27 protein-coding genes are annotated in these 24,546 nt (G+C 49.9%); 12 read left to right on the top strand and 15 right to left on the bottom strand.

Annotation, left to right across the window (positions count from 1 at the left end):
* Position 1: 1 nt before the first annotated feature.
* The 4 genes from B5D63_RS29635 to pdhA all read right to left on the bottom strand — a co-directional run bounded on the left by B5D63_RS29635 (position 2) and on the right by pdhA (position 3,196).
* Positions 2 to 721 carry a (Fe-S)-binding protein gene (locus B5D63_RS29635; protein WP_078672503.1) on the bottom strand — a complete coding sequence of 240 codons (720 nt, stop codon included), beginning with the start codon at positions 719 to 721 and terminating at the stop codon, positions 2 to 4.
* Between the two features lie 87 nt (positions 722 to 808).
* Positions 809 to 1,312, bottom strand: a complete 504-nt coding sequence (gene ribH / locus B5D63_RS29630; protein ID WP_078672502.1) for a 6,7-dimethyl-8-ribityllumazine synthase — start codon at positions 1,310 to 1,312, stop codon at positions 809 to 811.
* Positions 1,313 to 1,374: 62 nt separating this feature from the next.
* Positions 1,375 to 2,073, bottom strand: a complete 699-nt coding sequence (locus B5D63_RS29625; RefSeq protein ID WP_078672501.1) for a tetratricopeptide repeat protein — start codon at positions 2,071 to 2,073, stop codon at positions 1,375 to 1,377.
* Positions 2,074 to 2,185: 112 nt separating this feature from the next.
* Complete coding sequence (pdhA, locus tag B5D63_RS29620; RefSeq protein ID WP_235021656.1) at positions 2,186 to 3,196, bottom strand: pyruvate dehydrogenase (acetyl-transferring) E1 component subunit alpha; 1,011 nt, start codon at positions 3,194 to 3,196, stop codon at positions 2,186 to 2,188.
* A 210-nt stretch (positions 3,197 to 3,406) separates the two neighbouring features.
* On the opposite strand from pdhA, the gene recF reads away from it, so the two are divergent.
* Complete coding sequence (recF, locus tag B5D63_RS29615) at positions 3,407 to 4,486, top strand: DNA replication/repair protein RecF (protein WP_078672499.1); 1,080 nt, start codon at positions 3,407 to 3,409, stop codon at positions 4,484 to 4,486.
* Between the two features lie 107 nt (positions 4,487 to 4,593).
* The gene (locus B5D63_RS29610; RefSeq protein ID WP_078672498.1) at positions 4,594 to 4,881 is read left to right on the top strand and encodes a DciA family protein; all 288 of its coding nucleotides are present in this window, start codon (positions 4,594 to 4,596) and stop codon (positions 4,879 to 4,881) included.
* A gap of 7 nt (positions 4,882 to 4,888) precedes the next feature.
* On the opposite strand, the gene B5D63_RS29605 is transcribed toward B5D63_RS29610, so the two are convergent.
* The 7 genes from B5D63_RS29605 to B5D63_RS29575 form a co-directional block, all read right to left on the bottom strand.
* Positions 4,889 to 5,398 carry a DUF4252 domain-containing protein gene (locus tag B5D63_RS29605; protein WP_078672497.1) on the bottom strand — a complete coding sequence of 170 codons (510 nt, stop codon included), beginning with the start codon at positions 5,396 to 5,398 and terminating at the stop codon, positions 4,889 to 4,891.
* 17 nt (positions 5,399 to 5,415) lie between these two features.
* The gene (locus B5D63_RS29600) at positions 5,416 to 5,931 is read right to left on the bottom strand and encodes a DUF4252 domain-containing protein (RefSeq protein WP_078672496.1); all 516 of its coding nucleotides are present in this window, start codon (positions 5,929 to 5,931) and stop codon (positions 5,416 to 5,418) included.
* 40 nt (positions 5,932 to 5,971) lie between these two features.
* A complete protein-coding gene (locus B5D63_RS29595; protein ID WP_078672495.1) occupies positions 5,972 to 6,481 on the bottom strand; it encodes a hypothetical protein in 510 nt (169 codons plus the stop codon).
* Entirely contained in the window at positions 6,471 to 6,983 is a 513-nt protein-coding gene (locus B5D63_RS29590) for an RNA polymerase sigma factor (RefSeq protein ID WP_078672494.1), read from the bottom strand. The genes B5D63_RS29595 and B5D63_RS29590 overlap by 11 nt, the downstream gene beginning before the upstream one ends.
* A 127-nt stretch (positions 6,984 to 7,110) precedes the next feature.
* Positions 7,111 to 8,163 (bottom strand): ABC transporter permease, encoded by a 1,053-nt coding sequence (locus B5D63_RS29585; RefSeq protein WP_078672493.1) that lies wholly within the window; start codon positions 8,161 to 8,163, stop codon positions 7,111 to 7,113.
* Positions 8,164 to 8,169: 6 nt separating this feature from the next.
* Positions 8,170 to 9,252: a BT_3928 family protein gene (locus tag B5D63_RS29580; RefSeq protein WP_078672492.1), complete on the bottom strand. Its 1,083-nt coding sequence runs from the start codon at positions 9,250 to 9,252 to the stop codon at positions 8,170 to 8,172.
* Positions 9,253 to 9,307: 55 nt separating this feature from the next.
* On the bottom strand, positions 9,308 to 9,856 hold the full coding sequence (locus B5D63_RS29575) for a DUF1599 domain-containing protein (protein WP_078672491.1): 549 nt from the start codon (positions 9,854 to 9,856) through the stop codon (positions 9,308 to 9,310).
* Positions 9,857 to 10,044: 188 nt separating this feature from the next.
* Here B5D63_RS29575 and folP point away from each other — a divergent pair, with 188 nt between their 5' ends.
* The 3 genes from folP to B5D63_RS29560 are packed head-to-tail and all read left to right on the top strand — an operon-like array spanning position 10,045 to position 12,168.
* Positions 10,045 to 10,908 carry a dihydropteroate synthase gene (gene folP, locus B5D63_RS29570; protein WP_078672490.1) on the top strand — a complete coding sequence of 288 codons (864 nt, stop codon included), beginning with the start codon at positions 10,045 to 10,047 and terminating at the stop codon, positions 10,906 to 10,908.
* 20 nt (positions 10,909 to 10,928) lie between these two features.
* Entirely contained in the window at positions 10,929 to 11,741 is an 813-nt protein-coding gene (locus tag B5D63_RS29565; protein ID WP_078672489.1) for a diadenylate cyclase, read from the top strand.
* Between the two features lie 34 nt (positions 11,742 to 11,775).
* Positions 11,776 to 12,168 carry a thiol-disulfide oxidoreductase DCC family protein gene (locus B5D63_RS29560; RefSeq protein WP_078672488.1) on the top strand — a complete coding sequence of 131 codons (393 nt, stop codon included), beginning with the start codon at positions 11,776 to 11,778 and terminating at the stop codon, positions 12,166 to 12,168.
* Between the two features lie 105 nt (positions 12,169 to 12,273).
* Here B5D63_RS29560 and B5D63_RS29555 read toward each other — a convergent pair whose 3' ends face one another.
* Together B5D63_RS29555 and B5D63_RS29550 are read right to left on the bottom strand one after the other, a co-directional pair.
* Positions 12,274 to 13,152 (bottom strand): FKBP-type peptidyl-prolyl cis-trans isomerase, encoded by an 879-nt coding sequence (locus B5D63_RS29555; RefSeq protein WP_078672487.1) that lies wholly within the window; start codon positions 13,150 to 13,152, stop codon positions 12,274 to 12,276.
* 42 nt (positions 13,153 to 13,194) lie between these two features.
* A complete protein-coding gene (locus tag B5D63_RS29550) occupies positions 13,195 to 14,199 on the bottom strand; it encodes a DHH family phosphoesterase (protein WP_078672486.1) in 1,005 nt (334 codons plus the stop codon).
* A 164-nt stretch (positions 14,200 to 14,363) separates the two neighbouring features.
* Here B5D63_RS29550 and B5D63_RS29545 point away from each other — a divergent pair, with 164 nt between their 5' ends.
* Positions 14,364 to 14,780, top strand: a complete 417-nt coding sequence (locus B5D63_RS29545) for a nucleoside-diphosphate kinase (protein ID WP_078672485.1) — start codon at positions 14,364 to 14,366, stop codon at positions 14,778 to 14,780.
* A 313-nt stretch (positions 14,781 to 15,093) separates the two neighbouring features.
* Here B5D63_RS29545 and B5D63_RS29540 read toward each other — a convergent pair whose 3' ends face one another.
* Entirely contained in the window at positions 15,094 to 18,549 is a 3,456-nt protein-coding gene (locus tag B5D63_RS29540; RefSeq protein WP_078672484.1) for a pyruvate carboxylase, read from the bottom strand.
* A gap of 75 nt (positions 18,550 to 18,624) precedes the next feature.
* Here B5D63_RS29540 and xerD point away from each other — a divergent pair, with 75 nt between their 5' ends.
* Positions 18,625 to 19,536, top strand: a complete 912-nt coding sequence (gene xerD, locus B5D63_RS29535) for a site-specific tyrosine recombinase XerD (protein ID WP_235021655.1) — start codon at positions 18,625 to 18,627, stop codon at positions 19,534 to 19,536.
* Positions 19,537 to 19,605: 69 nt separating this feature from the next.
* Here xerD and B5D63_RS29530 read toward each other — a convergent pair whose 3' ends face one another.
* Positions 19,606 to 20,496 (bottom strand): hypothetical protein, encoded by an 891-nt coding sequence (locus B5D63_RS29530; protein WP_078672482.1) that lies wholly within the window; start codon positions 20,494 to 20,496, stop codon positions 19,606 to 19,608.
* A gap of 396 nt (positions 20,497 to 20,892) precedes the next feature.
* On the opposite strand from B5D63_RS29530, the gene B5D63_RS29525 reads away from it, so the two are divergent.
* The 5 genes from B5D63_RS29525 to B5D63_RS29505 all read left to right on the top strand — a co-directional run bounded on the left by B5D63_RS29525 (position 20,893) and on the right by B5D63_RS29505 (position 24,479).
* Entirely contained in the window at positions 20,893 to 21,312 is a 420-nt protein-coding gene (locus B5D63_RS29525) for a hypothetical protein (protein ID WP_078672481.1), read from the top strand.
* A 45-nt stretch (positions 21,313 to 21,357) separates the two neighbouring features.
* Positions 21,358 to 22,014, top strand: a complete 657-nt coding sequence (locus B5D63_RS29520) for a hypothetical protein (protein ID WP_143313191.1) — start codon at positions 21,358 to 21,360, stop codon at positions 22,012 to 22,014.
* Entirely contained in the window at positions 22,001 to 22,795 is a 795-nt protein-coding gene (locus tag B5D63_RS29515) for a sensor histidine kinase (protein ID WP_078672479.1), read from the top strand. The genes B5D63_RS29520 and B5D63_RS29515 overlap by 14 nt, the downstream gene beginning before the upstream one ends.
* 133 nt (positions 22,796 to 22,928) lie before the next feature.
* Positions 22,929 to 23,585 (top strand): response regulator transcription factor, encoded by a 657-nt coding sequence (locus B5D63_RS29510; RefSeq protein ID WP_078672478.1) that lies wholly within the window; start codon positions 22,929 to 22,931, stop codon positions 23,583 to 23,585.
* Between the two features lie 39 nt (positions 23,586 to 23,624).
* Positions 23,625 to 24,479: a DUF2911 domain-containing protein gene (locus B5D63_RS29505; protein ID WP_078672477.1), complete on the top strand. Its 855-nt coding sequence runs from the start codon at positions 23,625 to 23,627 to the stop codon at positions 24,477 to 24,479.
* The last annotated feature ends 67 nt before the right edge of the window (positions 24,480 to 24,546 follow it).

Here is a 24,546-nt window from a genome sequence, read left to right as displayed (position 1 = left end):
TTTACCATCCACTCGCCAGTACATCGGCGATGTGCATCACTTTAATAGGAGTTCCGTGTTTACGGATATAACCATCGAGGTGCATGAGGCAGGAAAGATCGGTGGAAATGAGGAAATCGGCGCCGCTGTTGACAGCGTTATGTACTTTTTGTTCGCCCATTCCTATGGAGATGGGTTCAAATTTCACCGCGAAGGTGCCGCCGAATCCACAGCAGACTTCACAGTCGTTCATTTCCTTCAGCTCCAGGCCTTTCACTTTCTCCAGCAGTTTGCGTGGCCCTTCCTTGATACCACATTCACGCAGGGCGCCGCAGGCGTCGTGGTAGGTACCTACCCCGTTGAGGGTGGCGCCCAGGTCTGTCACATGCAATACGTCCGTCAGAAATTCGGTGAATTCGTAGAGGTTTTTGCGCAACAGTTTCACGTCGTTATGGGCAGCGGAATTATCAAACAGTTTGCTGTAGTAGTTGCGGACAAATCCTGTGCAGGAGCCGCTGGGGGCCACGATATAATCGAAAGTCTTAAAATCCCTGACAAATTTGGTGGCTACTGTTCTGCATTCATCCTGATAACCGGCATTGTAGGCAGGCTGGCCACAGCAGGTCTGCTCCGGGTTATACATCACATTACATCCAAGCTTCTCCAGTACCTTCACCATATTGAAAGCGGTTTCCGGGAACAGCTGGTCTACGAAACATGGTATAAATAACTGTACATTCATCTTAAAATCTTTTAGCGGTGGACCGTTGGTTGTGCAGAGGGCCGGTTACGCCGGGGGCATGGACAAATGACAACCATTGGTATGGTGCTAAATTCCTCTCGCCAGGTCTCTTTGTAACGCGATCATCTTCAAAGCGGTGATAGCGGCTTCTTCTCCTTTATGTCCATGTGCGCCGCCCAGTCTGTCGAGCGCCTGCTGTTCATTGTCTACCGTCAGTATACCGAATATAACGGGAACGGGTAACTGAAGGTTCAGTTGCAGGATACCTTCCGTTACAGCTTTACACACATAGTCAAAATGCGGGGTTTCGCCGCGGATCACGCAACCGAAAGCAATAATAGCGCCAGGCTGCTGACCGGTACCTTTGGTGTTCTCCCAATACTGTTTACAGGCGTAAGGCAATTCAAATGCGCCCGGCACAATGATCTTATTGGTTTTGGACACTTTGTACTGTTGCAGTGATCTTTCACAACCGGCTACCAGTTCATTCACAATGGCATCATTCCATTCGGTATATACCATAACAACACTGGCATCCTCCAGGTTGAGAATGCCAGCATCATTTAACAAGCTTTTATTGTGCTCAGACATACGTTCAATTTGGAATTACGAACAACGGATTACGAAGTCCGTAATCCGTTATTCATAATTGATTAGTTTTTTACATCTCCCAGTCTCGCCAGGTACTTGTCCATTTCACGGCCTTCGTTGGTGAGGGGGAATTTCTCTTTAATTTCTTTATAGATGGAAACGGCTTCCTGTGGTTTGCCTGCTTTTTCCAGGGCCATACCGGCGCGGAACAGGTAAACGGGGGAAGTCAGTTCATTATCATTATAGTGACCTGCTTTTTTATACGCTTCGATACCTTCAGCGGTTTTGTTGAGCTCCATGTAAGCGTCACCGATCAGGCCCAGAGCGGTAGGCTGCAGCAGCAGATCGTCAGAACTGAAGGATTTTAGCATATCGATACCTTTCTGATATTCGCCCATGCGGATGTAGCATACGCCGGCGCTGTATTTTGCAAGGTTACCGGCCTTGGTGCTACCGTATTTGTTTACCACCTGCAAGAAACCGTAGTTGTTACCGTCGCCGTTGAGCGCCAGTTTGAAGGAATCCACTGCAAAGTAGTTCTGTGCATGGAAAACCATTTCCTGGGCTTTGTTTTCGTTGGGTTGTTTAACGAAACGGTTATAGGCGAAGAAACCGCCTACCCCTACTACTACTGCCAGCACGGCGATAGTAATAACATTTTTATTTTTAACGAAGAAGTCTTCCGCTCTGTGCATGGACTGTTCCAGGTCAAAATTAGTTGCAGGTTGCGGCGTGGTGGCTTTATCTTTAGTTTCTGCCATTTTAAAAGGTAATTGTGATTGCTTGGTTATTTAATAGGTATCAATGAGCAACAGTTAGCTTTCAGCCTTTCAGTAAAAAGGTTAAAAGCTAACTGCTGCGTACTATTAAGCTTTAGTCAACGATGAAAGGATAATCCTGCTGAACATACACGTCTTTCAGCAGCTCATCGTCAGACGGCCAGGGGGATTCTTCAGCGAACTGAACGCATTCTTCCACTTCCGCTTTTACGCGGTCATTGATCGCTTCAATTTCCGCTTCAGTTGCCCATTTGTTTTTCTGAATAACAGCCAACACCTGGTTGATCGGATCTTTCTGTTTGTACTCTTCCAGCTCCTCTTTGGTACGGTATTTAGCCGGATCGCTCATGGAGTGGCCGCGGTAGCGGTAAGTTTTGATTTCCAGGAGGGTCGGGCCACCGTTTTCACGGGCGCGTTTTACCGCTCTTTCCACTCCTTCGTGCACCGCTTCGCAGCTCATACCGTCGATAGAATCGGCCGGCATTTCGTAAGCATCAGCAAGCTTATAAATATCCAGTACGTTGGAGGTACGTTCTACGGAAGTACCCATCGCGTACATATTGTTTTCACAAATAAAGATCACCGGCAGTTTCCAGGTCATCGCCATGTTAAAGGTTTCATGGAGCATACCCTGACGGGCGGCGCCATCACCGAAGAAACACAGCACTACGTTGTCAGTACCCTGGTACTGCTCCGCCAGCGCCAGGCCCGCACCGGTACCGATCTGGGCACCTACGATACCATGGCCGCCAAAGAAGTTGTGCTCTTTGGAGAAGAAGTGCATACTACCTCCCTTACCTTTTGAACATCCGGTTGCCTTACCGTACATTTCAGCCATACAAGCCTTGGCAGAAATCCCTTTGGCGATAGCCAATGCGTGGTCACGGTACGCAGTGATGAATTTATCTTCCGGTTTCGTCGCAGTCATCGCACCAGCAGCAATTGCCTCCTGACCGATGTACAGGTGACAAAAGCCACGGATTTTTTGCATTCCGTACAATTGGCCTGTCTTCTCTTCAAAGCGGCGCAGCAAAAGCATCAATTCATACCAGTACAGATATGTCTCTTTGGTGAATTTCGTCTTCACGTCTGTTTTAGTTTGCACTCTTTCTAAATTTGTTGGCAAATATAACAGGAAAATCCTAAAATGTAAATATCAAATCCAATTAGTATTAAATTATGCAAATTCATCAATTTCAAACAGTTTTGCATTTAATTGCAGTTTATTGGCAGATAAAGGCCCAGTGACACGGATGTTTATCAGTTATAAATATTGCAGAATTTGCATATTTTTTTATACACATAATTATTTTCTTTGCTACATATCCGGAAAATATCGCTCACCCAGTTTAAAAATTATACCCGGCAGGACTTTCGGTTCGACCAGCGGGTGGTAGGCATCACCGGCAGAAACGGCTCCGGCAAAACCAACCTGCTGGACGCCATCTACTACCTCTGCTTCACCCGCAGTTACTTTACCAGCAACGAAAGCCAGAACACCCAGTACCAGACCAACGGCTTCCGGCTGGAAGGCTATTTCGAGAAACAGGGACAGCCGGCTAAAATTGTCAGCACCGTTAAAGACGGGAAAAAGGAAGTGGCCCTCAACGACGAGAAGTACGACCGCTTCTCCCGGCATATCGGGCAGTTTCCGGCGGTGATCATCGCCCCCGACGATGCCGAAATCATCCTTGGCGGCAGCGAAGAACGCCGCAAATGGCTGGACACCCTCCTCTCCCAGCTGTACCCCGACTATCTCGAGCATCTGATCGCCTATCAGAAAATACTGGTGCAGCGCAACACACTGCTGAAAAATATCACCGGCTCCGGCCAGGAACAACACAGCCTGCTGGACGTGTTTGACGAACAACTGGTCCGCCACGGCATCCCCGTCTTCGAACAACGCAAAGCCTTTCTCACTGATTTCATTCCGCAGGTGCAGCAGCTGTACGATTATATCGCCGGCACCCACGAGGTGGTGAATATCCGCTATCAGTGCACGCTGCAGGAAGAAGATTATGCGGCCCAGCTGCGGGCGGCCCGCTTTAAAGATCTCCAGCTGCAACGGACCTCCACCGGCATCCACCGCGATGACCTCCAGTTCCTGCTCAACGACCATCCCATGAAAAGCAGCGCCTCGCAGGGACAACGCAAGAGCTCTCTGTTTGCCCTGAAGCTGGCCCAGTTTGAAGTGATCAAACAGTTCAAACAATTTGCGCCGCTGCTGCTGCTGGACGATGTGTTTGAAAAACTGGACCAGGAACGCGTCACCCGCCTGATCGCCCTGGTGGCCGGTCCCTCCTACGGCCAGGTATTCATTACCGACACCCATGCGGAAAGGCTGCAACACAGCTTTGAAGGAACAGATCAAACTATACAGCTTATAAATATTTAGGGATTTTTTGATTTACGGATTTTTGATTTACGGATTTTTTGATTTTGGGAATATAAATGAGCGTAGTCCAAATCAAAAAATCCCCAAATATTCGTAGCTTTGGCCCCATGCGCCACGGAACTACCAGTATCGGAGATGCTCTCCGGGAATTTATGAACAAAAGCCGCCTCAAACCCCGTCTTACTGAAGTCCGTATTCAGGAGAACTGGGAGAAAATTATGGGCAAAACCATTGCGCGTTACACACAGGGCATCCAGCTGATTGAGCATAAGCTCATCATTACAACTTCGGTAGCACCGTTAAAACAGGAATTAACTTACTCGAAAGACAAGATCATCAAACTGGTGAATGAAATGCTGGGGGAAAATGTGGTAAAGGAAGTGATGATCCACTAGTAAAATATCAGTTGGAGGCAAACTGATTGATCAGTCGGTTGATATCTGCAATTTTGAGATTCGTTTCCAGGTTCACCATCGTAAATTCATTGGTATCCTGTATCAGCATCACCACATGGCCCAACTCGTCGTCTTTCCCTTTATTCAGAATATGTACCAGGCTGCCTTTGTCCCGCACTTCCATCAGGGTTTCAAAATGATCGCGGTCCTGTAACCTGCGCTTGAGCGTGGCCACATCATCGCTGCTGATACTGGCGCCATGCAGGTTTTCAATGGTATGCACCTTTACTTTCCGGATATCCCTCAGCAGCGCGCGTACATTTTTAACATCTTCATCTTCTTTGTCGAAAGACATGACCCATCCGGCCAGGCGCAGGGACATACCGCCTAATTTGATATGGGTTGTTTCAGCACAACCGCTGTATTTATGCCGGAATTCACGCAGTGATTTTTCTTGTGCGACAACGGTGGAAACACTGGCCAGCAGTAAACAACCACCTAACAATAGCTTTTTCATGTGTGCAGATTTCTGGGTTACTTCTTTTTAAGGTTCTTGAGTTTGTCCATCCCCTGGATGTTGACGGAGCTGGCGATCTGTGAGATTTCATTCAAATCGATGTCCCCCACCAGGCTCATGGCCATAAAGTCATTGGTACCACCAACGATCATGATCAGCTCGTTGATGTTTCCCCTCGCATTTTCTTTTACCATAAACTTCAGGTCGCTGTCCTTGTCCCTGACGGTCATCAGCTCTTCGAAGTCTGAAGTCAGGAGCACGGCGGCTTCCTTGTACAACCGCTGACCGTCTTTCGTGTTGTCTTTCGCCAGGATACGCAATCCTTTCAGCTTCTGTACCACCCTCATCAGGTTTTTGGCATCGGGATCGTTCATATCCAGTTTGGAAAACATGGAGAACATCTTGGGCGTAATACTGACCAGGGTAAAATTCCGGTCATTTTCGTACTTCTGGAAAAAGCGGTCAATGCTACTCTGCGCAAAGAGGTGCATACTGGCAAAAACCGCGACCAGCAATAAAAGTGAACGTTTCATCGTCTCTCAATTTTTATATCAGGTTTTAAAATGGGCCTTGTTAATTGGTGCCGGCAATGATGCCGGTCGCTTCGTTGAAATAAGACAGCTTCTGCATCTTCTCTGTTCCCTTGTTCAGGTTCTTTGCCAGCAGCTGCAACGCTTTCTTCGTTTCCAGGTAAGCCATCCTTGTCTCCTCCTCCATTTTCTTTTGCTGTACCTCGGCCAGGCGGGCTTTGGTTTCCGTCCGCTGGAACTGTTTCATGGCATAGCCCATGCCCACGGCCATCAGCAGTACCGCCGCATATTTCATCCAGTGGCGGAATGGTGACAGGGCCACTACTTTGGCGACAGGGCTGGCTTCTACCCTTACCGACAGCGTTTCTCCCAGCATCTCTTCTCTTTCCATTTCCTCCCGGAAGAACCCAAACAACGGGGCTGCTTCCTGCAATGGCTCCGGCATATCGGGATGGGACTCGCTGAAAAACCGGCGTAACAACGCCTCTTCCTCCAGGGTGGTTTCCCCTTCCCAATAGCGCTCCAGTAACGCGATGATGTGGTTATAATCCATATACCTGTATATTTTGAAGTTTCTCCCGCACGGATTTACGTGCCCGGTGCAGGTTGACTTTTACGTCGTTCATGTCCAGTTCGAGGATGTCGGCAATTTCCTGGTAAGAATAGCCGTCCATGTCTCTCAGCTGAATGATGGTCCGGTATTTCTCCGGCAGTTCGTTGATGACGCGCCTCACTTTTACCATCACATCGTTTTTCTCTGCCATGGCGTGCGGGCTCTGCTGGCTGGCCGGAACTTCCCCTGCCCTGTCCAGTTCATCGGCGAGGCGGTACTTGCGCGACTTGATTTTGTCCAGCGCCAGGTTACGGGTGATCCGCATACACCAGGCTTCCATGTTCTGCAGCTCCGTCATTTTCTCCTGTTGGCTCCACACCTTCATCAGCGCGTCCTGCGTAATATCCTGTGCGTCTTCTTCGTTGCCCAGCAGACGGTATGCAAAGCGGAAAAGCTTTTGCCTGACGGGAACGACCTGGTTAAGAAATAAGTCCAATGACATGCGGGATATTGCGTTTTATAATGAGAAGACGACTCACTAAAGACGATGTTACAACATTTCTAAAAAAAATTCCCAGGGCGGTGACCCTGGGGCAAGATATTATTACAGACACCTGGTTATAAGCGGGTCACAGTTTAATTCTGGGGTCTACCACCGCATACAACATATCGGCCAGAATGTTGACCAGCACAAAGATACCGGCGGTAAACAGGATGGCGCCCATCACTACCGGGAAATCAAACTTGTCCAGCGCATCTACCGTTACCTTCCCGATCCCTTTCCAGCCGAAGATATATTCCACAAAAAAAGCGCCGGCGAGCAGTTCGGCAAACCAGCCGGTGATAGCGGTGATCACCGGGTTGAGCGCATTCCTCAGCGCATGACGCCAGATCACCACGCGGCGGGACAAGCCTTTCGCATAGGCGGTACGGATAAAGTCCTGGTGCAGCACATCCAGCATGGCGCTGCGGGTAAGCTGCACAATGATCGCCAGCGGCCGTATGCCCAGCGTCAGCGCCGGCAGGACCAGGTTGCGCAGGTTCAGCACCCTTCCGCGGAACGGATCTATATCGAACAGGCTGCCGGTCATATGCAGTCCTGTGTAACTGCTGAATACAAAACCCAGCAGGTAAGCCAATACGATACCGGCAAAAAAGGAAGGCGCCGAAATACCGATCACACTGGCGAATACCGCGCTGGTATCCATCCAGGTGTTTTGTTTTACGGCCGACAGTACGCCCAGCGCGATGCCCGCCACGGTAGCGAAGAGCATGGCGGCCACAGCCAGCAACAAGGTGCCTGGCAGCGCTTCCGTCAGTATTTCCCACACCGGCTTTTTGCCCTGGTAGGAACGGCGCAGATAGGGTGTTTTAAGTACCAGCACCTTTTCACCCGACAGCGGGGCCAGGGTGACATAATGCAGGTTCTCCCGCGCTTCGGTCAGCGGATGCACGCCGATGGGCGAGAGATCGTTGATATAAAGCAGGAACTGCACCCCTACCGGCTGGTCGAGGTGCAGTTCTTTACGGACGTTTTCCAGGGAAGACACATCTGCCCGCTGGCCGAGCGTCAGCCGGGCCGGATCGCCGGGCAGCACGTTGAACAGGAAAAACACCAACACTACCACGCCCAGCAGTACCAGTAACCCATATCCTGTTTTCCGGAGAAGAAAGCGCAACATAGTGTCTTACGGAATATCGTTATAATGCCATTTGCCTTTGATGGTCCCCTGTTTCACCTCGATCAGGCATGGATTGCTTCTGCCGGCGGTTTTAATCGCCACGCCATCCATCTGTACAAAGGGGAATTCCAGCCCATGCTGCTGCCTGAACGCAGCGATCTGGTCTTTGGTAGAAGCAGAAACGCCATAAATCAGTATTTCCTGGTTCTTCCACTTCTGCTGCAGGGCTTTCATTTTGTTATCCCAGCCCTCACCGGCTTTCTCCACGTTTTGTACCAGGAAAAGGAATACCGGTTTGGTTTCACTAAGGATCGCTTCCGTTTGATTTACACCATCCAGATCGGTAAGGATGAAGTCTTTGATGGCCGGTTCAGCATTTCCTTTTTTGATCAGTTTATCCTTACGGTCTACAAACACCCAGGTGCTGTCTGACCAGGGATAGTTATCGGCGGTGAATTCTTTCTTCTCCCCGTTCTTCTCGTAGATGAAGATCATCTCGTACACGTCCGGCGTAGCACCCGGGGGCAGCTTCATTTTCTCCGGTATATTATTGCCTACTTTGTAAGGCAGGCAATCGATGAACGGCAGGTGGCGGAGCGTATACCATTGTATACCAAACGAAGCGATGGCAGCAAGGAGCAGTACCAGGCCCGCTCCTTTGAACAGAGGCTGTACCCGGTTACGGTACACATATATTACGAGGATCATCACCAGCAGGGCTACGTCTTTCCAGAAAGTCTGCTCCGCCGTGAGTTTGATACAATCACCAAAGCAGCCGCATTCCCGGATGGTGCCACTGAAAAGAGCATAACCCGTGAGGAAGGTAAAGAACAGGATCAGCAGCAGCAACAGTACAGAGAAGATACGCATCCGGTACCCGATCAGTACCGCCACGCCGGCAATGATCTCAAAAGCGTTCATGATCACGGAAAAGGCAAGGGAATAAGGCGACAGAAAAGTGAGGTGGAGCACCTCGAAGAACTCTTCCATCTTATAACTAAGGCCCAGTGGATCATTAGCTTTGATCAGGCCCGAAAAGATAAATAGTACGCCAACAATAATCCGCAATAGGTTCAGGACAACTTTCATAAAATAGTTTAATGGTTAATGAATTGGATATTCCGGGGGCTGAAGCCCCTGGCGGCTAGTGGCCCGGGCTTTCCTCGCCGATCCTGATCAGCGCAAACAGTGCATAATTAATGATATCAGTATAGTTAGCATCGATCCCTTCCGAGATAAGGGTCTTCCCCTGGTTACGGAGGATTTGTTTAATACGCAACAGTTTCGTCAGGATGAGGTCTACAAAAGACTCCTGGCTCATGTCCCTCCAGGCTTCGCCATAGTCGTGATTTTTAGCCTCCATCACGGATTTCACCTGCCCGATGTAATGTTCATAGAGCCGTTCCACTTCTTCCACCGGCAAATCCGTATAGGGGTTGCCGTGCTGCTCCATCTGTATGAGGCCGATCACGCCATAGTTAACGATCCCTTTGAACTCCCCTTCTATATTGTCTTCTACTTTCTGTACGCCTATCTCCTGCAGGTTGCGGATACGCTGCGCTTTGATAAAGATCTGATCTACCACTGAAATGGGACGTAATACCCTCCAGGAAGTACCGTAATCTTTCGTCTTTTTGATGAAAATGTCTCTGCATCCCGCCAGCGCGGCGTCGTATTGTGCTAATGTATTCATGGTCCTATAACGTAACAGTTCATTACACCCGAAGGAGCAATCTGATAAAGATCGTAAACAAAACGTACAAAACAAAGTCTGTGATCTTTAACCATTTTGCTGCTTTACATGTGTAATTCCTTTATTTTGCATTACTTAAATTTGTGAACAGCGATTCAGGGGGCAAAATAAAGAATAAAAACCATTAAATGAGATCACACCATATCAATACCATAGGGGAACCGTCCATCAATTGCCGGGGACAGCTGTTATCGCTGGCCACGCCGGTGGTGATGGGTATTATCAACGTAACGGATGATTCTTTCTATGAAGGCAGCCGGATGCACGGACTGCACCAGGTGGTGGAGAAGGCAGGGCAACATTTACAGGAAGGCGCCGCCATACTGGACCTCGGGGCGCAGAGCTCCCGTCCCGGCGCTACCATGCTGGGCCCGGAAGAAGAGCTGAACCGGCTCCTGCCGGCCATTCATGCTATTCTGAACCATTATCCTGAAGCGATCCTTTCGGTTGACACCTGGTACGCCGCCGTGGCAGAAAAAACGGTCCACGCCGGCGCGGCCATCATCAATGATATCAGCGCCGGGGAGCTCGACAAAGAGATGATTCCTGTAGCGGGAGGCTTGCAGGTGCCCTACATCGCCATGCACATGCAGGGTAAGCCGGCCACCATGCAACATAAACCGCAGTATGAAGACGTAGTACGGGAAGTCCTTGATTATATGGTGGCCAAGCTGGCCGTCTGCCGCGCCGCCGGTATCCGCGATTTCATCGCAGACCCCGGGTTCGGTTTCGGAAAAACGCTGGAACACAACTATGCACTGATGAAAGACCTGTCGCTTTTCCGGGACATACTGGGCGTACCGGTGCTGACAGGCATTTCCCGCAAGACCATGATTTATAAACTATTGGACATCACCCCGGCGGAGGCGCTGAATGGCACCACTGTTCTTAATACCATTGCGTTGCTGCACGGCACCCGCATCCTACGGGTCCATGACGTAAAAGCGGCTGTAGAAGCAGTCAGGATCACAGAGAAAATGAAAGGCAATTAAATCTTAGTATTTTTACAACTATGAAGGAAGTAATACAATTTTATGGATATGAGTTTCGCTGGCTGAACGTTCTGGACCTGCTGATCGTAGTTTTTCTGATTATACAGTTATACCGGTTGCTGAAAGGCAGCCTGGCCTTCAACATTTTCGTGGGCCTGCTGATGGTATATGCTGCCTTCTTCCTGGTACGCGCCCTGCAAATGCCAATCCTTACCAGTATCCTGCAAAACTTTATCAATGTCGGCATCATCGCCATCATTATTATTTTCCAGCCGGAGATCAGGAAGTTCCTGCTGGTACTGGGTAAAAAAACACCATTGAGCAAAGACAGCTTTCTCACCAAGTTGTTCCTGCCCGATAAATTCAAAAGCTATAAAGACGAGGAGAACATCATCAATGAGGTGATCATCGCAGTGAGTCATATGCAGGCCACCTTTACCGGTGCGCTGATTGTGATTGCCACTACCTATCGCCTGAAGTTCGATACCGCTTCCAGCATCACCATTGAAGGGAACGTAAGCGCCAAACTGATAGAAAGTATTTTCGATAAACACAGCCCCCTGCACGATGGCGCGCTGATTATTGTGGGCAATAAGATACTGGCTGCCAAGGTGATCCTGCCGGTTTCCGAGAATCCTAACCTGCCTACCCGGGTGGGACTGCGTCACCGTTCTGCCGTAGGTATCACCGAACATAGCGACAACCTCGCTATTATTGTTTCGGAAGAAAGAGGCACCATTTCCTATGCTCAGGACGGGAACCTGGTGACCAACGTGTCGCTGGAAGATCTTAAAGTAAAACTGTATGAGGTGCTGATCGATGGTTATGCATGAGGCATTTAACGTAAACGGCACAACGATTTAACCGATGGACATTATCTTATTTGATGGGGTCTGCAACTTCTGCAATGCCAGTATCAATTTTGTGATACGGCACGACCGGCAGGGCCATTTCCGCTTCGCGCCTTTGCAGTCAGCCACGGCGGCCTCACTGGGTGCTGCTCATCAGATAGATACGAGCCAGCTTGCCTCCTTTGTGCTGGTGCAGCACGGAAAAGCGTATACGAAAAGTACGGCCGCACTCAAGGTGGCCCGGCAGCTGCCCTTTCCCTGGAAACTGCTGTATGCCGGCATCGTTATCCCCCGTTTTGTCCGTGACGGTGTTTATGACATCATTGCGCGTAACCGTTACCGTTGGTTCGGCAGGAAAGATAGCTGTATGATTCCCACGCCGGATGTCCGGAGCCGGTTTCTCGATTAGTATATTACCGTTCGCCCCGACATATACAATAACTACACAGGTATAACCATAAAAAAAGCCTCCCTTTTTCGGGAGGCTTTATAATTTACTGCCGGAGCAGGATGATTATTTAGCAGGAGCCGGAGTTGCAGGAGCTGCAGGTGCCGGAACGCCGGATTTAATGTCTACCAACTGTACATCAAAGATCAGGATAGAGTTACCCGGGATTGCCGGAGGGCTGCCCTGTAAACCGTAAGCCAGTGTGGACGGAATCAGCAGGGTAGCTTTGGTGCCTTTCTTCAGGTCTTTCAGACCGGAGTCCCATCCTTTGATCACGAAGCCCATGCCGATCGGGAATTTGATAGGCTCTAAAGGCATACCCGGACGCAGGGTGGAATCCTGGCTGGAATCAAATACTTTACCGGAAGTCAGTTTACCGGTGTAGTGAACCACTACGGTATCGCCGGCGTTGGGAGTTGGACCGGTACCTTCCTGCTGGATAGCGATGTAAACACCGTCCGCATTTTTGGTAGCTTTGATTTTGTTTTTGTCCATGTATTCCTTGATCGCTTTCTCATCTTTATCTTTCTGGGTAGAAGTAGAGAATTTATTTTCTACTGCGAAAGTGATTTTCAGCTTATCGCCTTTTTTACCGAAGGGAGGACGTTCGTTAGCAGGTAATGAATCCCAGGGAATTACGAAAGTAGCACTGTCACCTTCGTGCAGCAGTGCAAGCCCTTCCATCAGGTCGAACTTATTCTGAGGTTTGGAAATCAGAACAGGGAGAGCAGCACCAACGATCTTGCGGGATTCACCCAGAATGGAATCATTGATACGCTGCGTCACATTCATCAGGGCAGTATCTCCCAGCTTCAGTTGTGCTCCGCTGCCGGATTTGTGAACGATATATTCAATACCGCCTGGTGTCTTTTTAACGCCACCCGTTCCGCAGCTGGCTATCAATAAGCCGAACGCTGCAACTAATAACTGATTGTTTCTTTTCATTTGATTGTATTAGTAGTTGATATACTTCTTGTAACAGTCGTCTTATTGTAAAAGTGTCTCGTTTTCTTCCACGGCCTTGATGAACCGGTTCACCGTTTTCTCCAGGGAGTCGACGCTTCTGCCGCCGGAAGCATTGAAGTGCCCTCCCCCGTCGAAATACTTGCGGGCGAAGGTATTAACGTCGAAATTGCCTTTGGAGCGGAACGACAGTTTCACCTCCGAGTTCCGGTCGATGATCAGTGCGGCCATCTTGATTCCCTGGATAGACAGCAGGAAATTGACCAGCCCTTCCGTGTCACCGGTCTGCAGGTCGAAGCGCTTCAGATCGGAATACGGGATGGCGAGCATTGCCGTGTTATACTCATAAAACACCTCCATCCGGTTCAGCAGGCTGTGCCCGAGGAAGCGGAGACGGTTCTCCAGGAAATTGTCATAGATCTCCTGGTGGATGATCTCGTGACGCAGGCCCCTGTCCATCAGGTCAGCCACCATCCGGTGTACCCGGGCGGTAGTGGACGCAAAACGGAAAGAACCGGTATCGGTTACCGTACCGGCATATATACACTGGGCAATGTCCAGGTTAATCAGTTTTTCGTCACCCAGCTTGTAGATGGTTTCATACACCAGTTGCGCAGTAGAACTGGCGGACGTATCACTCACCCCATATTCAAAATCAGGTTGTGGCTCCAGGTGGTGATCAATCAGTATTTTAGTGCAACCAAGGGCTTCCAGGTGCGGCGCCAGGTTCTTTGTTCGGTATAACGCGTTGAAATCGAGGCAGAAAAGCAGTTCAATACCTTTCAGCGCTTCCAGCGCTTTGTCTGTAGAAGATTCAAAATCAATCACGCCCTCCGCTCCTGGCATCCATTTTAAAAAGTCCGGGAAATTAGTAGGAGAAATGACCGTCACCAGATGACCTTTCTGAATCAGATAATGATATAATGCCAGTGAAGATCCCATCGCATCTGCATCGGGTTTCTGATGCATCGTAATGACTACTCTCTTGGGCGTGTCCAGTAAAGGCTTAATTTCCTCGATCGGCTTCATTCAAAAACTGTAATGTTAAAACTAAATTCTTGTCACAACCAATAAATTGCGGCAGAAAATGAAGTGCGAAGATCTTTATTTGAGCCAGAATTTCAAAATTTTTTACCACTAAAGAAAATGTAATTATTTTTGCGGCCTAATCTGTAATTCGGAATAAAACAAATATGAGCAACAGAACATTTACAATGATCAAGCCTGATGCGGTAGCAAACGGGCATATTGGTGGCATCCTGAACATGATCAATGCCGCAGGTTTCCGCATCGTAGCCATGAAAATGACGCAGCTGTCTGCAGCCAAAGCGGGTGAATTTTATGCAGTGCATAAAGAAAGACCTTTCTACGGCGAACTGGTAGAATTCATGAGCAGCGGCCACATTGTAGCAGCTATCCTGGAAAAAGAGAATGCAGTGGAAGATTTCCGTAAACTGATCGGTGCCACCAACCCTGCCAACGCAGAAGAAGGTACCATCCGTAAAAAATACGCAGAGTCTATCGGCCGTAACGCCGTTCACGGTTCCGACTCTGATGAGAATGCTGTTATCGAAGGCGACTTCTTCTTCAGCGGCCTCGAAAAATTCTAATCTCCGTTCATCGGAAAGCAAAAATAGCCTGGCATTTGCCAGGCTATTTTTTTGTCTTATAAATTATAATTAATCAAACACAACAAATTGATCTTGATATAATTAAACACCATTAACAAAAGTAAAACTTTACACAACCGGACATTTGGCGATATCTATGCGACAAAACGGAAAAACAGCTTGATTCTCAAGCGTCCAAACACCGTATTTCTCCCCCGCAACGCCTATTTTTCAGTTAAAACAAAATAAATATAATAGATTGATTTTAAAATATTTACATCCACTCTATTAAACCAACCTGATAAATAGAAGCCTATTTCTCCATTTCTACCACCAAATCGTCCTGCTGGACCATACTTCCCTCCCCTAACAATACCGCCTTCACTATCCCGTTTCGGGTAGCCGTTACCGTTGTCTCCATCTTCATCGCCTCTATAATAAACAGCGGCATATTCGGTGTTACCGTCATCCCGGCACCCACCAGCACCCGTGACAAACGACCGGGCAAAGGCGCCCCGATCTCCACCGCAGGGTCAGCTACCTTCCGGTTCACCACCGCCACACTCTTCACGGCATGGTCCCGCACCTGCACCCGCCGGGCATACCCGTTCAATTCAAAGACCACCGTCCGCATCCCGTGCTCATCGGCCGGCAATACGTACAACAGCTTCACAATGATGGTCTTGCCTTTGCTCAGGGTGATCAGTATCTCTTCTCCCTGCTTTAACCCATAAAAAAATGCCGGCGTAGGGATAGCCTCCACATTGCCAAATACCATAGCATGCTGGTAGTACTCGTCAAACACCTTAGGAAACATCTGGAAGCTCAGGTAGTCCAGGAACTCCGCATGGGGGTACTTCTCCCGGAACGCCATAAAGTCCGCCTCAAAATCTACCGGTGGCAGCTGCGCATTGGGACTGCCCTCTAGCTGCTTGTCGCCTTTCAGCACAATCCGTTGCAACTCAGCGGGAAAACCACCGTAAGGCACGCCCAGCTCTCCCCGGAAAAATCCCTTCACCGAAGCAGGGAACGCCAGGTTGCGCGACCCGTCGAGCACATCCTCCGCTGTCAACTGGTTGCTGGTCATAAACAAGGCCATATCGCCGACCACCTTGGAGCTCGGCGTCACCTTCACAATATCGCCAAAGAGCTGGTTGACCACCGCGTAATTGCGTTTGATCTGCTCCAGTTTATCCCCCAGGCCCAGCGACTCGGCCTGCTGCCGCAGGTTGGAATACTGTCCCCCGGGAATCTCGTTCTCATAGATCTGCGCGGTACCGGCTTTCATATCTGACTCAAAAGGATAATAATACTCCCGCACGTCTTCCCAATAGTTGCTGTGCTGGTTCAGCGAAGCAAGGTTCATCTCCCGGCCACGCGGGTGTCCATCCATGATGGCAATCAACGAGTTAAGATTAGGCTGCGACGTTAGTCCGCTCAGCGAGGCGATGGCCGTGTCCACTACATTCACCCCGGCCTCGATGGCTTTGAGGTAGGTGGCCGACTGCACCCCTGCGGTGTCGTGGGTATGCAGCACCACCGGCAGCCGCACCGCCTCCCGGAGCGTCCCGATCAGCACCGCCGCGGCTTCCGGTTTCAGCAACCCTGCCATGTCCTTCACCGCCAGCATATGGGCGCCGGCATCCTCGAGGCGACGGGCCAGGTCCGTATAATATTGCAAAGTGTATTTATTGTTGCCCGACCGCAGCACATCGCCGGTATAACTGATGGCTGCCTGCGCAATGGCGTTGGTACGTTCCCGTACGAAACGGATACTCGGCGCCATGGCTTCCACCCAGTTGAGCGAATCGAAAATGCGAAATACATCGATGCCGTTCTCTGCGGCCTTTTCGATAAAGGTGGCGATCAGGTTTTCGGGATAGGCCGAGTAGCCGACAGCGTTAGACCCGCGGAAAAGCATCTGCAGCAGCATGTTAGGCATCGCCCTGCGCAGCAACTGCAGCCGCCGCCACGGGCACTCATGCAAAAAACGCATGGCCACATCAAAAGTCGCCCCGCCCCATACCTCCATGGAAAATATCTCCGGGTTGGTTTTGGCGTACGCTTCGGCTACAGCCAGTAAATCCTTCGTGCGGACACGGGTAGCCAGCAAGCTCTGATGCGCGTCCCGGAAGGTGGTATCTGTATAATACACAGGCTTTTCTTCGCGCAGCCACTGCACAAACGGCTCCCGTCCCATTTGCTGCAAGCGGTCTTTCATTCCGGGAGGGTAAGGCGGCAGCGGGTCGCTGACCGGGACCACCGGCGTGCGGAACAACCTATTCTCCGCTTTGCCTTTTATGTCGGGGTGACCGTTCACTGTCACATCGGCCAGGTACATGAGCGTCTTGGTGCCCCGGTCCCTGATCTGCGACAGCTTGAACAGCTCGGGATGATGGTCAATAAAGGCGACGGTACAGTTACCTTTCCTGAACACATCATTAGTGATCACGTTCTCCAGGAAACGGATATTGGTCTTCACGCCGCGGATGCGAAACTCCCGCAGCGTACGATGCAACCGGCTGGAGGCGCCCGACAGGGTGCGGCCCCAGGCCGTCACCTTCACCAGCATGGAATCAAAGAAAGGAGAAATCTTCACCCCTGAATAAGTGCTGCCTTCGTCCAGCCGTATGCCGAAGCCGCCGGCATTCCGGTAGGCGATCACCGTGCCGTAGTCCGGTTTAAAATTGTTCTCCGGGTCTTCTGTCGTGATACGGCACTGGATAGCAAAACCATTGAGCCTTACATCCTCCTGTCCTTTGAGGAATATTTCAGGATCAGACAGCCGGTGCCCCTGTGCAATCAGTATCTGCGACCGTACGATGTCGATACCCGTTACCTCTTCGGTAACGGTATGCTCTACCTGGATGCGGGGGTTCACTTCTATAAAATAGATATGATGTGCCTTGTCGACCAGGAATTCTACCGTGCCTACGTTGTTGAAGCCTACCTTATGCGCAAGGCGTAAGGCATACTCATACAGTTTATCGCGGGTAGGTTGCGGCAGGTTGGGCGAGGGCGCTATCTCCACCACTTTCTGAAACCGTCGCTGCACGGAGCAGTCACGTTCGTAAAGATGTACGATGTTGCCATGCTGATCGCCCATCAGCTGCACTTCGATATGTTTGGGCTCTTCGATGAATTTCTCGATGAAGATGGTGTCGTCGCCGAATGCTTTGGCGGCTTCGCTGCGCGCCTCCAGGAAAGCTCTTTCCAGCGCCGATGCTTCCGTGACCATGCGCATCCCGCGGCCGCCGCCGCCGGCGGCTGCTTTCAGCATCACCGGAAAGCCTATACGCTGCGCTTCCTGTAAAACGACGGCCACGTCCGTAAGCGGTACCTGGCTGTCGGCGATCAGGGGCACTTCCGCTTCGCGGGCGATGATCTTCGCTGCTACTTTATCCCCCAGCTGCGCCATGATCTCCGGCGAGGGCCCAACGAAGATGATCCCTTCTTCCCGGCAGCGGCGGGCGAACTGCACATTTTCACTGAGGAAGCCGTAGCCGGGATGAATGGCATCCACCTGTTGCGTTTTCGCCAGGTTGATGATCGCCTCAATATCGAGATAAGGCTTCAGCGGTTCATCATCACGGCCAATCTGGTAGGCTTCGTCTGCTTTGTAGCGGTGCAGCGAATAACGGTCTTCATACGTGAACACGGCGATCGTCCGGATACGTAGTTCGGCAGCGGCCCTGAGCACCCGCACGGCGATTTCGCCACGGTTGGCCACTAGCAGCTTGTTTATTTTTCTGAAAGCGGGGGCAGACATAACAAGATTTGGTAGTGATAAATGACTGGGTATGAATAAAGATGGTATCATTAAAAATAGGATAAAACTTTTAACTTGCCTTCAATTATGTGGGAATCATTCCGGAAACTATTTAAGGGATATATGAAGCTGGAGCGGTCGCTATCGGATAATTCCATAGAGGCCTATCTGCGCGACGTAGAGAAACTGGAGCAGTACCTCCAGGCGCATGGCGGGGAGAAACTTCGGCCGCAGGACATCACCCTGGCAGACCTGCAGGGCTGTATACAATGGGTGTCCAAACTGGGCATGACGCCTGCCTCCCAGGCAAGGACCATCTCCGGCATCAAGGCATTTTATAAATTCCTGTTGCTCGAAGACATGACCAACGAAGATCCTACGCAGTTGCTGGAAGCGCCCAAGCTGCAACGCAAGCTGCCCGACGTGCTGAGTTTTGAAGAGATCGAAAAAATTATCGGGCAGGTAGATCTCAGTACCCCTGAAGGCCACCGCAACAAGGCCATCCTGGAAACCATGTACAGCTGCGGCCTGCGTGTCAGCGAAGTCATTAACCTGCAGATCACCCAGCTCCATATGGACGTGGGCTTTATCCGCGTAGTGGGTAAAGGCAATAAGGAAAGGATGGTGCCTATCGGCCGGGATGCGATGCGGCATATAGACACCTATCGCCGGCATGTTCGTGTACTCCTGCCCGTTAAGTACGGCGAAGAAGATACGCTGTTCCTTAACCGCCGCGGCGGCCCCCTCAGCCGCGTGATGATTTTCCTGGTGATCAAGGAGCTGACCCGGCTGGCTGGCATTGAAAAGAACGTGTCTCCCCATACGTTCCGTCACTCTTTTGCCACCCACCTGGTGGAGGGCGGCGCCGACCTGCGGGCGGTGCAGCAGATGCTCGGGCATGAAAGCATTTCCACCACGGAGATCTATACCCATCTGGACAGGGAGTACCTTCGGGACACTCTTTCCCGCTACCATCCCCGGTTCTAAAACAAACAGCCGCCTAAAGGCGGCTGGTACACGATAAAAAAGGGGTCAAACAAAATACTTTGAGGGGGATTAAAACAATGCGTCGCTCAGATGCCACTGTTCGCGTTTCTTCCGGCTTTTGCCGGTGAACATTTTCATATCCTGGAGCCATCCCTGTACCTGGCCCGAGGCCCATTTCATCACGGAGGACCGATAAACCAGGTTAACACAGCTACAGGGCGGCAGGTCCTGCCTGTCGGGCGCGGTGGCGTGTATTTCATTTTCTGCCAGCACAATCCTGTCATTACTATATATGCGGAAATAGACGTCTGGCCCCATATGCCGGCGGCCTTGTTTAATAAGCTGTAACGCGCCATGGTACAGGTCTTTCCGCGAAAAACGCAGGGTATAGCGGCCATACTCGTTGGTAAAGGCGGTCCCGATCATTTTACCGGAGAGGGCGTTGTAGGCTTCCACCCGAAGCTTCGGCGGCTCCTGGCCTGTTTCCCGGTGTTGTTTGACGGTACCGGTGATTACCCAGGCGCCCGCTTCACCACGGATAACATTCCAGATATCGGAAGGCACCACATAGGCATATGCGCCGATATAACCGGTCGCGCTGCGCTTCCAGTGCAATACCGCTGTACAGAGATGAAAATTGCGGGGTAGCCGGACGCCGGTCTTGCCCGGGAGCGTATCCAGGCAGAGGTCCAGCTCAAGGGGCTCTGTAAAAAGATGTTCCTGTTTCCAGGACAGGGTGAAATTGCCCTGATCGTCCAGTGCAGCTTCCGCCAGCAGGCGGTCCGCTTTCATCAATACCTCTTTGGCTGACAATGGTTGCAGGTCGCTGAAAATTCCTTGGGAGCTGGCAGCCGGGTAACGGATGTCCGGCAGGTAAACACGTATCCGTGCATTTGCGAGCGGCTCAATGCAATCGTCACAGATAAGTGCAGAGATGTTTCCAATTAACAGGTAACTCATGTTTTTCAGTTTTATTGGGGTGGTGACAGAACCCGCTGCATACTAAACTTAAAAACAAACATGGTAGAAAGGCCCTATAGTGCTGACTGATCCAACGCGCGTATAACGCCGGCGCGTATCATTCGATCCGGTTGCTGGTACAAAGATTAACAACATCAGGATGGTAATCAAGCGTTGTAAACCTGAAAAAACGGAATGCGTATTTATACGCATTTTTTAGTGGCTGTTACGTTATTTCAGTGTTCACCGTTAACCTCTTTTTTATCTTATTCCCCGCCCCTGCTGCTTTTTCCATTCCAGGCCCGTTTTAGCCGTAAAAAGCGGGTTGCTCAAACGATCTTGCAAACATGTAATATTGTGATAATTTTACCCCAAAACCTTAAACTACCCACAATTATGAGCGATTCTACAAAGAGACCAGTTCCTGCCGATGCAGGAGGCTTCATTTCCCGGGCGGAAATGGAGGAATTATGTAAGAACCATGACGACGAACATGTCCAGCAGAAATCGATGGGCACGCACGTAAAAGCCATGTGTTTTGGTAAGGACAAAGTGTTGGAACTGCTGAATCAGCCGGATTGCACTGCACTGAGGATTTACTACGGTCTGAAGATCGACACTGACGGTGATGGTATCAAAGAAAAGAAAATGGTGCTGGTGGCCGTTGACAGTGAAGGTAACGATATTCTTCCGCCAGCAGGAGATCCTGCTACCGGTTCCGTTGCCAAAAGCATGTCCAGCGCCCTCATTCTCGACCAGGGCCTTCCCTGCCCTAACTACTGCTCCGGCGGCGGTACTAAACCACCCACTCAATAAAGGAACATCGTGAATCTGAATATATTCCTTGGTATATTTTACACTATGATGGGGATCGAAGCATTAATTTTGATCCCCTTCCTGTTAAAATTCAAGACGTTGGACGCTCCCGGCAGATGGATGTGCTACTATATCATCAGTAGCGTCTTCTTCGCCCTGGCCTCGTCCATAATGGCAAACCTCAAGATAAACAACATGTGGTTGTTCAGTGTGATGAACTTCGTACAGTTCGTCATTCTGTCCTTCTTTTACTGGACGATCATTAAACACCCTACCGTCAAACTAATTATTACCTGGCTTCCTATTCTGGTACTGGGACTTTGTATTGCCGACATCCTGAAATTTGAAGGCTTTAAATCCTACAACTCTATCAGCGCCGGGCTAAAATCCGGTATCATCATCGCCTACGGCGTCATCTTTTTTCTGCAGCTGCTGACAGACAAGGAAATCATGGAAAATGCGGTGTATATCAATACCCTGTCGGTATTCTGGTATAATTCAGGCATCTTCATTTATTTCTGTAGTTCCTTCCTCTTCTCCATCAGCTATAACCTCATCCAGGCGCAGGAAGCAGAAGCGGCTATCAAACAGAGCATGGTACTTACGCTGATCAGTATCAATTATGTTGTTGCTATAATTAACATGTTTCTGCTGTATATTGGCCTCACAAAAACTAAAAGGTTAGGGTATGCAGACAATTGATATTATTGTAATCGGTACTACAGTAATGTTAATCCTCGGGGTGATTGTGATATTGCTCGTGATGTTTCAGCAAAAACAGGTCATACAACATAAACTGCTGATCAGGGACAAAGACCTCCAACTGCAACGGGAGCGGCTGGTGGCTGTATTACAGGGCCAGGAGCAGGAACGCAAAAGAATTGCAGAAGACCTGCACGATGAAGTGGGCGCGCAGTTGTCTGTACTGAAACTGAGTATCGGTGGACTGATGCCCCTGCTCAAAACCGGCAACGGCGAAGCAGAAAGACTGAAAGAAACCAAAGACTTTACCGACATTATTATACAGCAACTCCGGTTCATCTCCCAAAGCCTGCACCCCCAGGCGCTGGAAAACCTCGGCCTGGCCCATGCGCTGGATTCGTTCTGCAGCCTGATGAACAAAAACAAAGCGGTGAAAATCCATTTCCGGGTAGCCGAAAACCACCACCCGGTAGAAATGGAAAAAGCGCTCAACGTATACCGCGTGGTACAGGAACTGATCAACAATATCCTCAAACATGCAGCAGCAACGGAGGTCACCATCACCTACCAGACCACCCCTTCCCTGCTTACCATCACTGTAGCAGACAACGGCAACGGGCTGTTGCTGCCATCACTGGACGCCAACAAAAAGAAAACCGGAAGCCTTGGCCTTAAAAACATCGAAAGCCGCCTTAATATAATCGGCGGAAAGATTAACTTCGCCGCGGGCGATCCGAAAGGCACACTCGCCACTATTACCGTAGAAAATTATCAGGCTTAAGTACAGAATAGTGAATGGATATGTTGTTTTATTACTAAATTGCCATCCGGTTTTGTTGTACCCATATGTAACAACATGACTTACAGTAATTTATTAACAAAAAAATAATTTATTTCTCTATAAACTGTTCACTATGGCACACATTAAGGTGGCCATTGCTGACGATCACAAGATCTTCCGCAGTGGGGTGATCAACACGCTGGTACCGTATGATAATATCCGTTTCGTGTTTGAAGCGGATGACGGTTTGCATTTGTTGCAGCATATGGAACAGCATCAACCGGATGTGATACTGATGGACCTGAAGATGCCTAACATGGACGGCATCGAGGCCACCATTAAAGTAAAGGAGAAGTATCCCGACGTGAAAGTGATCATCCTCACCATGTACGAAGATGACAATTTCATTGTTCACCTTGTGGAGAACGGCGCCAATGCCTATTTGCTGAAAAATGCCGATCCGGAAGAAATTTATGAAGCCATTTGCACCACTTATGAGAAAGGCTTCTATTTTAATGAAAACGTAAACCTGGCCTTATTAAAAAAAGTTCTACACAAGAATAAACAACAGTTTAAACCGACACTCAAAAACGAAATACAGCTCAATGACCGCGAACAGGAAGTGCTGAAGCTGATCTGCCAGGAGCTCACCACGCAGGAGATATCCGAACAGATATTCCTCAGCCCCCGCACCGTGGAAGGCATCCGTCAGAAACTGCTGGAGAAGCTGAACGTCAAAAACAGTGTGGGCCTTGTGTTATACGCGTTCCGCAGTGGACTGATTGAATAACGCCGGTCCTTTTCCTTTGCCACCAATTATACACTACATATGAAAACTTTCAGAAACCTTACGGCATCAGCCGCTGCCATGCTGCTGTTATATGCCGGTACCACTGTAGCGCAAGGTATTAAAATGCCTGCACCCAGCCCGGGCCAGACTGTAAAACAAGACTTCGCCCTTTCCAGCGTGGAACTGAACTATTCCCGCCCGGCAAAAAAAGGCAGGGTGATCATGGGCGATATTGTTCCCTACAACAAAGTATGGAGAACCGGCGCTAACTCCCCTACCGTTATCACTTTCGGAGAAGATGTGAACTTCGGTGGCAAACCGGTAAAAGCCGGTAAATACGGCCTGCTGACCATTCCGGGTGCACAGCAGTGGACTGTTATCCTGACCAGCAGCCTTGATGTAAGCAGCCCCGCTGCCTACAAACCTGAAAACGACATCGCCCGCGTGCAGGTAAAACCCGTAGCACTGGCGGCGCCGCAGGAAAGCTTCACCATCGGCTTTGAAGACGTGAAAGAATCTGCCATGAACCTGGTGATCAGCTGGGACAAAGTAAAAGTACCGGTAGCCATCACCGCGGACATCCAGGACAAAATCCTCGGCCAGATCGACGCTGCCATGGCTGCCCCCGGCGAGAAAAAACCTTACTTCCAGTCTGCCGTTTATTATCTCGAGCACAACCTCGACATCAACAAAGCCAAAACATGGATAGACGCTGCTGTAGCACAGAGCCCTGAAGCATTCTGGGTTTGGCATCAGAAAGCAAAAATCTACGCGAAAGCCAAGGACAAAAGCGGAGCTAAAGAAGCTGCCCTGAAGTCCATCGAACTGGCGAAAGCTGCGAAAAACGACGACTACGTAGCACTGAACAACAAACTGCTGGCCACTATCAAATAATTTTGATCCGGCTAACAATATGCGACTTATAAAAAATGCCCCGGGTAACCCGGGGCATTTTTTATCG

The sequence above is a fragment of the Chitinophaga eiseniae genome (assembly GCF_900167135.1).
GTDB lineage: Bacteria > Bacteroidota > Bacteroidia > Chitinophagales > Chitinophagaceae > Chitinophaga > Chitinophaga eiseniae.
The sequence above is the reverse complement of the archived record's forward strand: the minus strand, read 5'-3'. Positions and strand labels throughout refer to the sequence as shown.

Bases quoted from the DNA above. Each gene is read 5' to 3' on its own strand.
- B5D63_RS29540 (WP_078672484.1), bottom strand. From the start codon at position 18,549: ATGTCTGCCCCCGCTTTCAGAAAAATAAACAAGCTGCTAGTGGCCAAC.
- B5D63_RS29545 (WP_078672485.1), top strand. From the start codon at position 14,364: ATGAGCAACAGAACATTTACAATGATCAAGCCTGATGCGGTAGCAAAC.
- B5D63_RS29610 (WP_078672498.1), top strand. From the start codon at position 4,594: ATGCGCCACGGAACTACCAGTATCGGAGATGCTCTCCGGGAATTTATG.
- folP (WP_078672490.1), top strand. From the start codon at position 10,045: ATGAGATCACACCATATCAATACCATAGGGGAACCGTCCATCAATTGC.
- B5D63_RS29530 (WP_078672482.1), bottom strand. From the start codon at position 20,496: ATGAGTTACCTGTTAATTGGAAACATCTCTGCACTTATCTGTGACGAT.
- B5D63_RS29580 (WP_078672492.1), bottom strand. From the start codon at position 9,252: ATGAAAGTTGTCCTGAACCTATTGCGGATTATTGTTGGCGTACTATTT.
- B5D63_RS29605 (WP_078672497.1), bottom strand. From the start codon at position 5,398: ATGAAAAAGCTATTGTTAGGTGGTTGTTTACTGCTGGCCAGTGTTTCC.
- B5D63_RS29600 (WP_078672496.1), bottom strand. From the start codon at position 5,931: ATGAAACGTTCACTTTTATTGCTGGTCGCGGTTTTTGCCAGTATGCAC.
- B5D63_RS29585 (WP_078672493.1), bottom strand. From the start codon at position 8,163: ATGTTGCGCTTTCTTCTCCGGAAAACAGGATATGGGTTACTGGTACTG.
- B5D63_RS29550 (WP_078672486.1), bottom strand. From the start codon at position 14,199: ATGAAGCCGATCGAGGAAATTAAGCCTTTACTGGACACGCCCAAGAGA.
- B5D63_RS29625 (WP_078672501.1), bottom strand. From the start codon at position 2,073: ATGGCAGAAACTAAAGATAAAGCCACCACGCCGCAACCTGCAACTAAT.
- B5D63_RS29525 (WP_078672481.1), top strand. From the start codon at position 20,893: ATGAGCGATTCTACAAAGAGACCAGTTCCTGCCGATGCAGGAGGCTTC.
- B5D63_RS29575 (WP_078672491.1), bottom strand. From the start codon at position 9,856: ATGAATACATTAGCACAATACGACGCCGCGCTGGCGGGATGCAGAGAC.
- B5D63_RS29590 (WP_078672494.1), bottom strand. From the start codon at position 6,983: ATGTCATTGGACTTATTTCTTAACCAGGTCGTTCCCGTCAGGCAAAAG.
- B5D63_RS29560 (WP_078672488.1), top strand. From the start codon at position 11,776: ATGGACATTATCTTATTTGATGGGGTCTGCAACTTCTGCAATGCCAGT.
- B5D63_RS29515 (WP_078672479.1), top strand. From the start codon at position 22,001: ATGCAGACAATTGATATTATTGTAATCGGTACTACAGTAATGTTAATC.
- ribH (WP_078672502.1), bottom strand. From the start codon at position 1,312: ATGTCTGAGCACAATAAAAGCTTGTTAAATGATGCTGGCATTCTCAAC.
- B5D63_RS29505 (WP_078672477.1), top strand. From the start codon at position 23,625: ATGAAAACTTTCAGAAACCTTACGGCATCAGCCGCTGCCATGCTGCTG.
- B5D63_RS29565 (WP_078672489.1), top strand. From the start codon at position 10,929: ATGAAGGAAGTAATACAATTTTATGGATATGAGTTTCGCTGGCTGAAC.
- B5D63_RS29555 (WP_078672487.1), bottom strand. From the start codon at position 13,152: ATGAAAAGAAACAATCAGTTATTAGTTGCAGCGTTCGGCTTATTGATA.
- B5D63_RS29595 (WP_078672495.1), bottom strand. From the start codon at position 6,481: ATGGATTATAACCACATCATCGCGTTACTGGAGCGCTATTGGGAAGGG.
- B5D63_RS29635 (WP_078672503.1), bottom strand. From the start codon at position 721: ATGAATGTACAGTTATTTATACCATGTTTCGTAGACCAGCTGTTCCCG.
- B5D63_RS29510 (WP_078672478.1), top strand. From the start codon at position 22,929: ATGGCACACATTAAGGTGGCCATTGCTGACGATCACAAGATCTTCCGC.
- B5D63_RS29520 (WP_143313191.1), top strand. From the start codon at position 21,358: ATGATGGGGATCGAAGCATTAATTTTGATCCCCTTCCTGTTAAAATTC.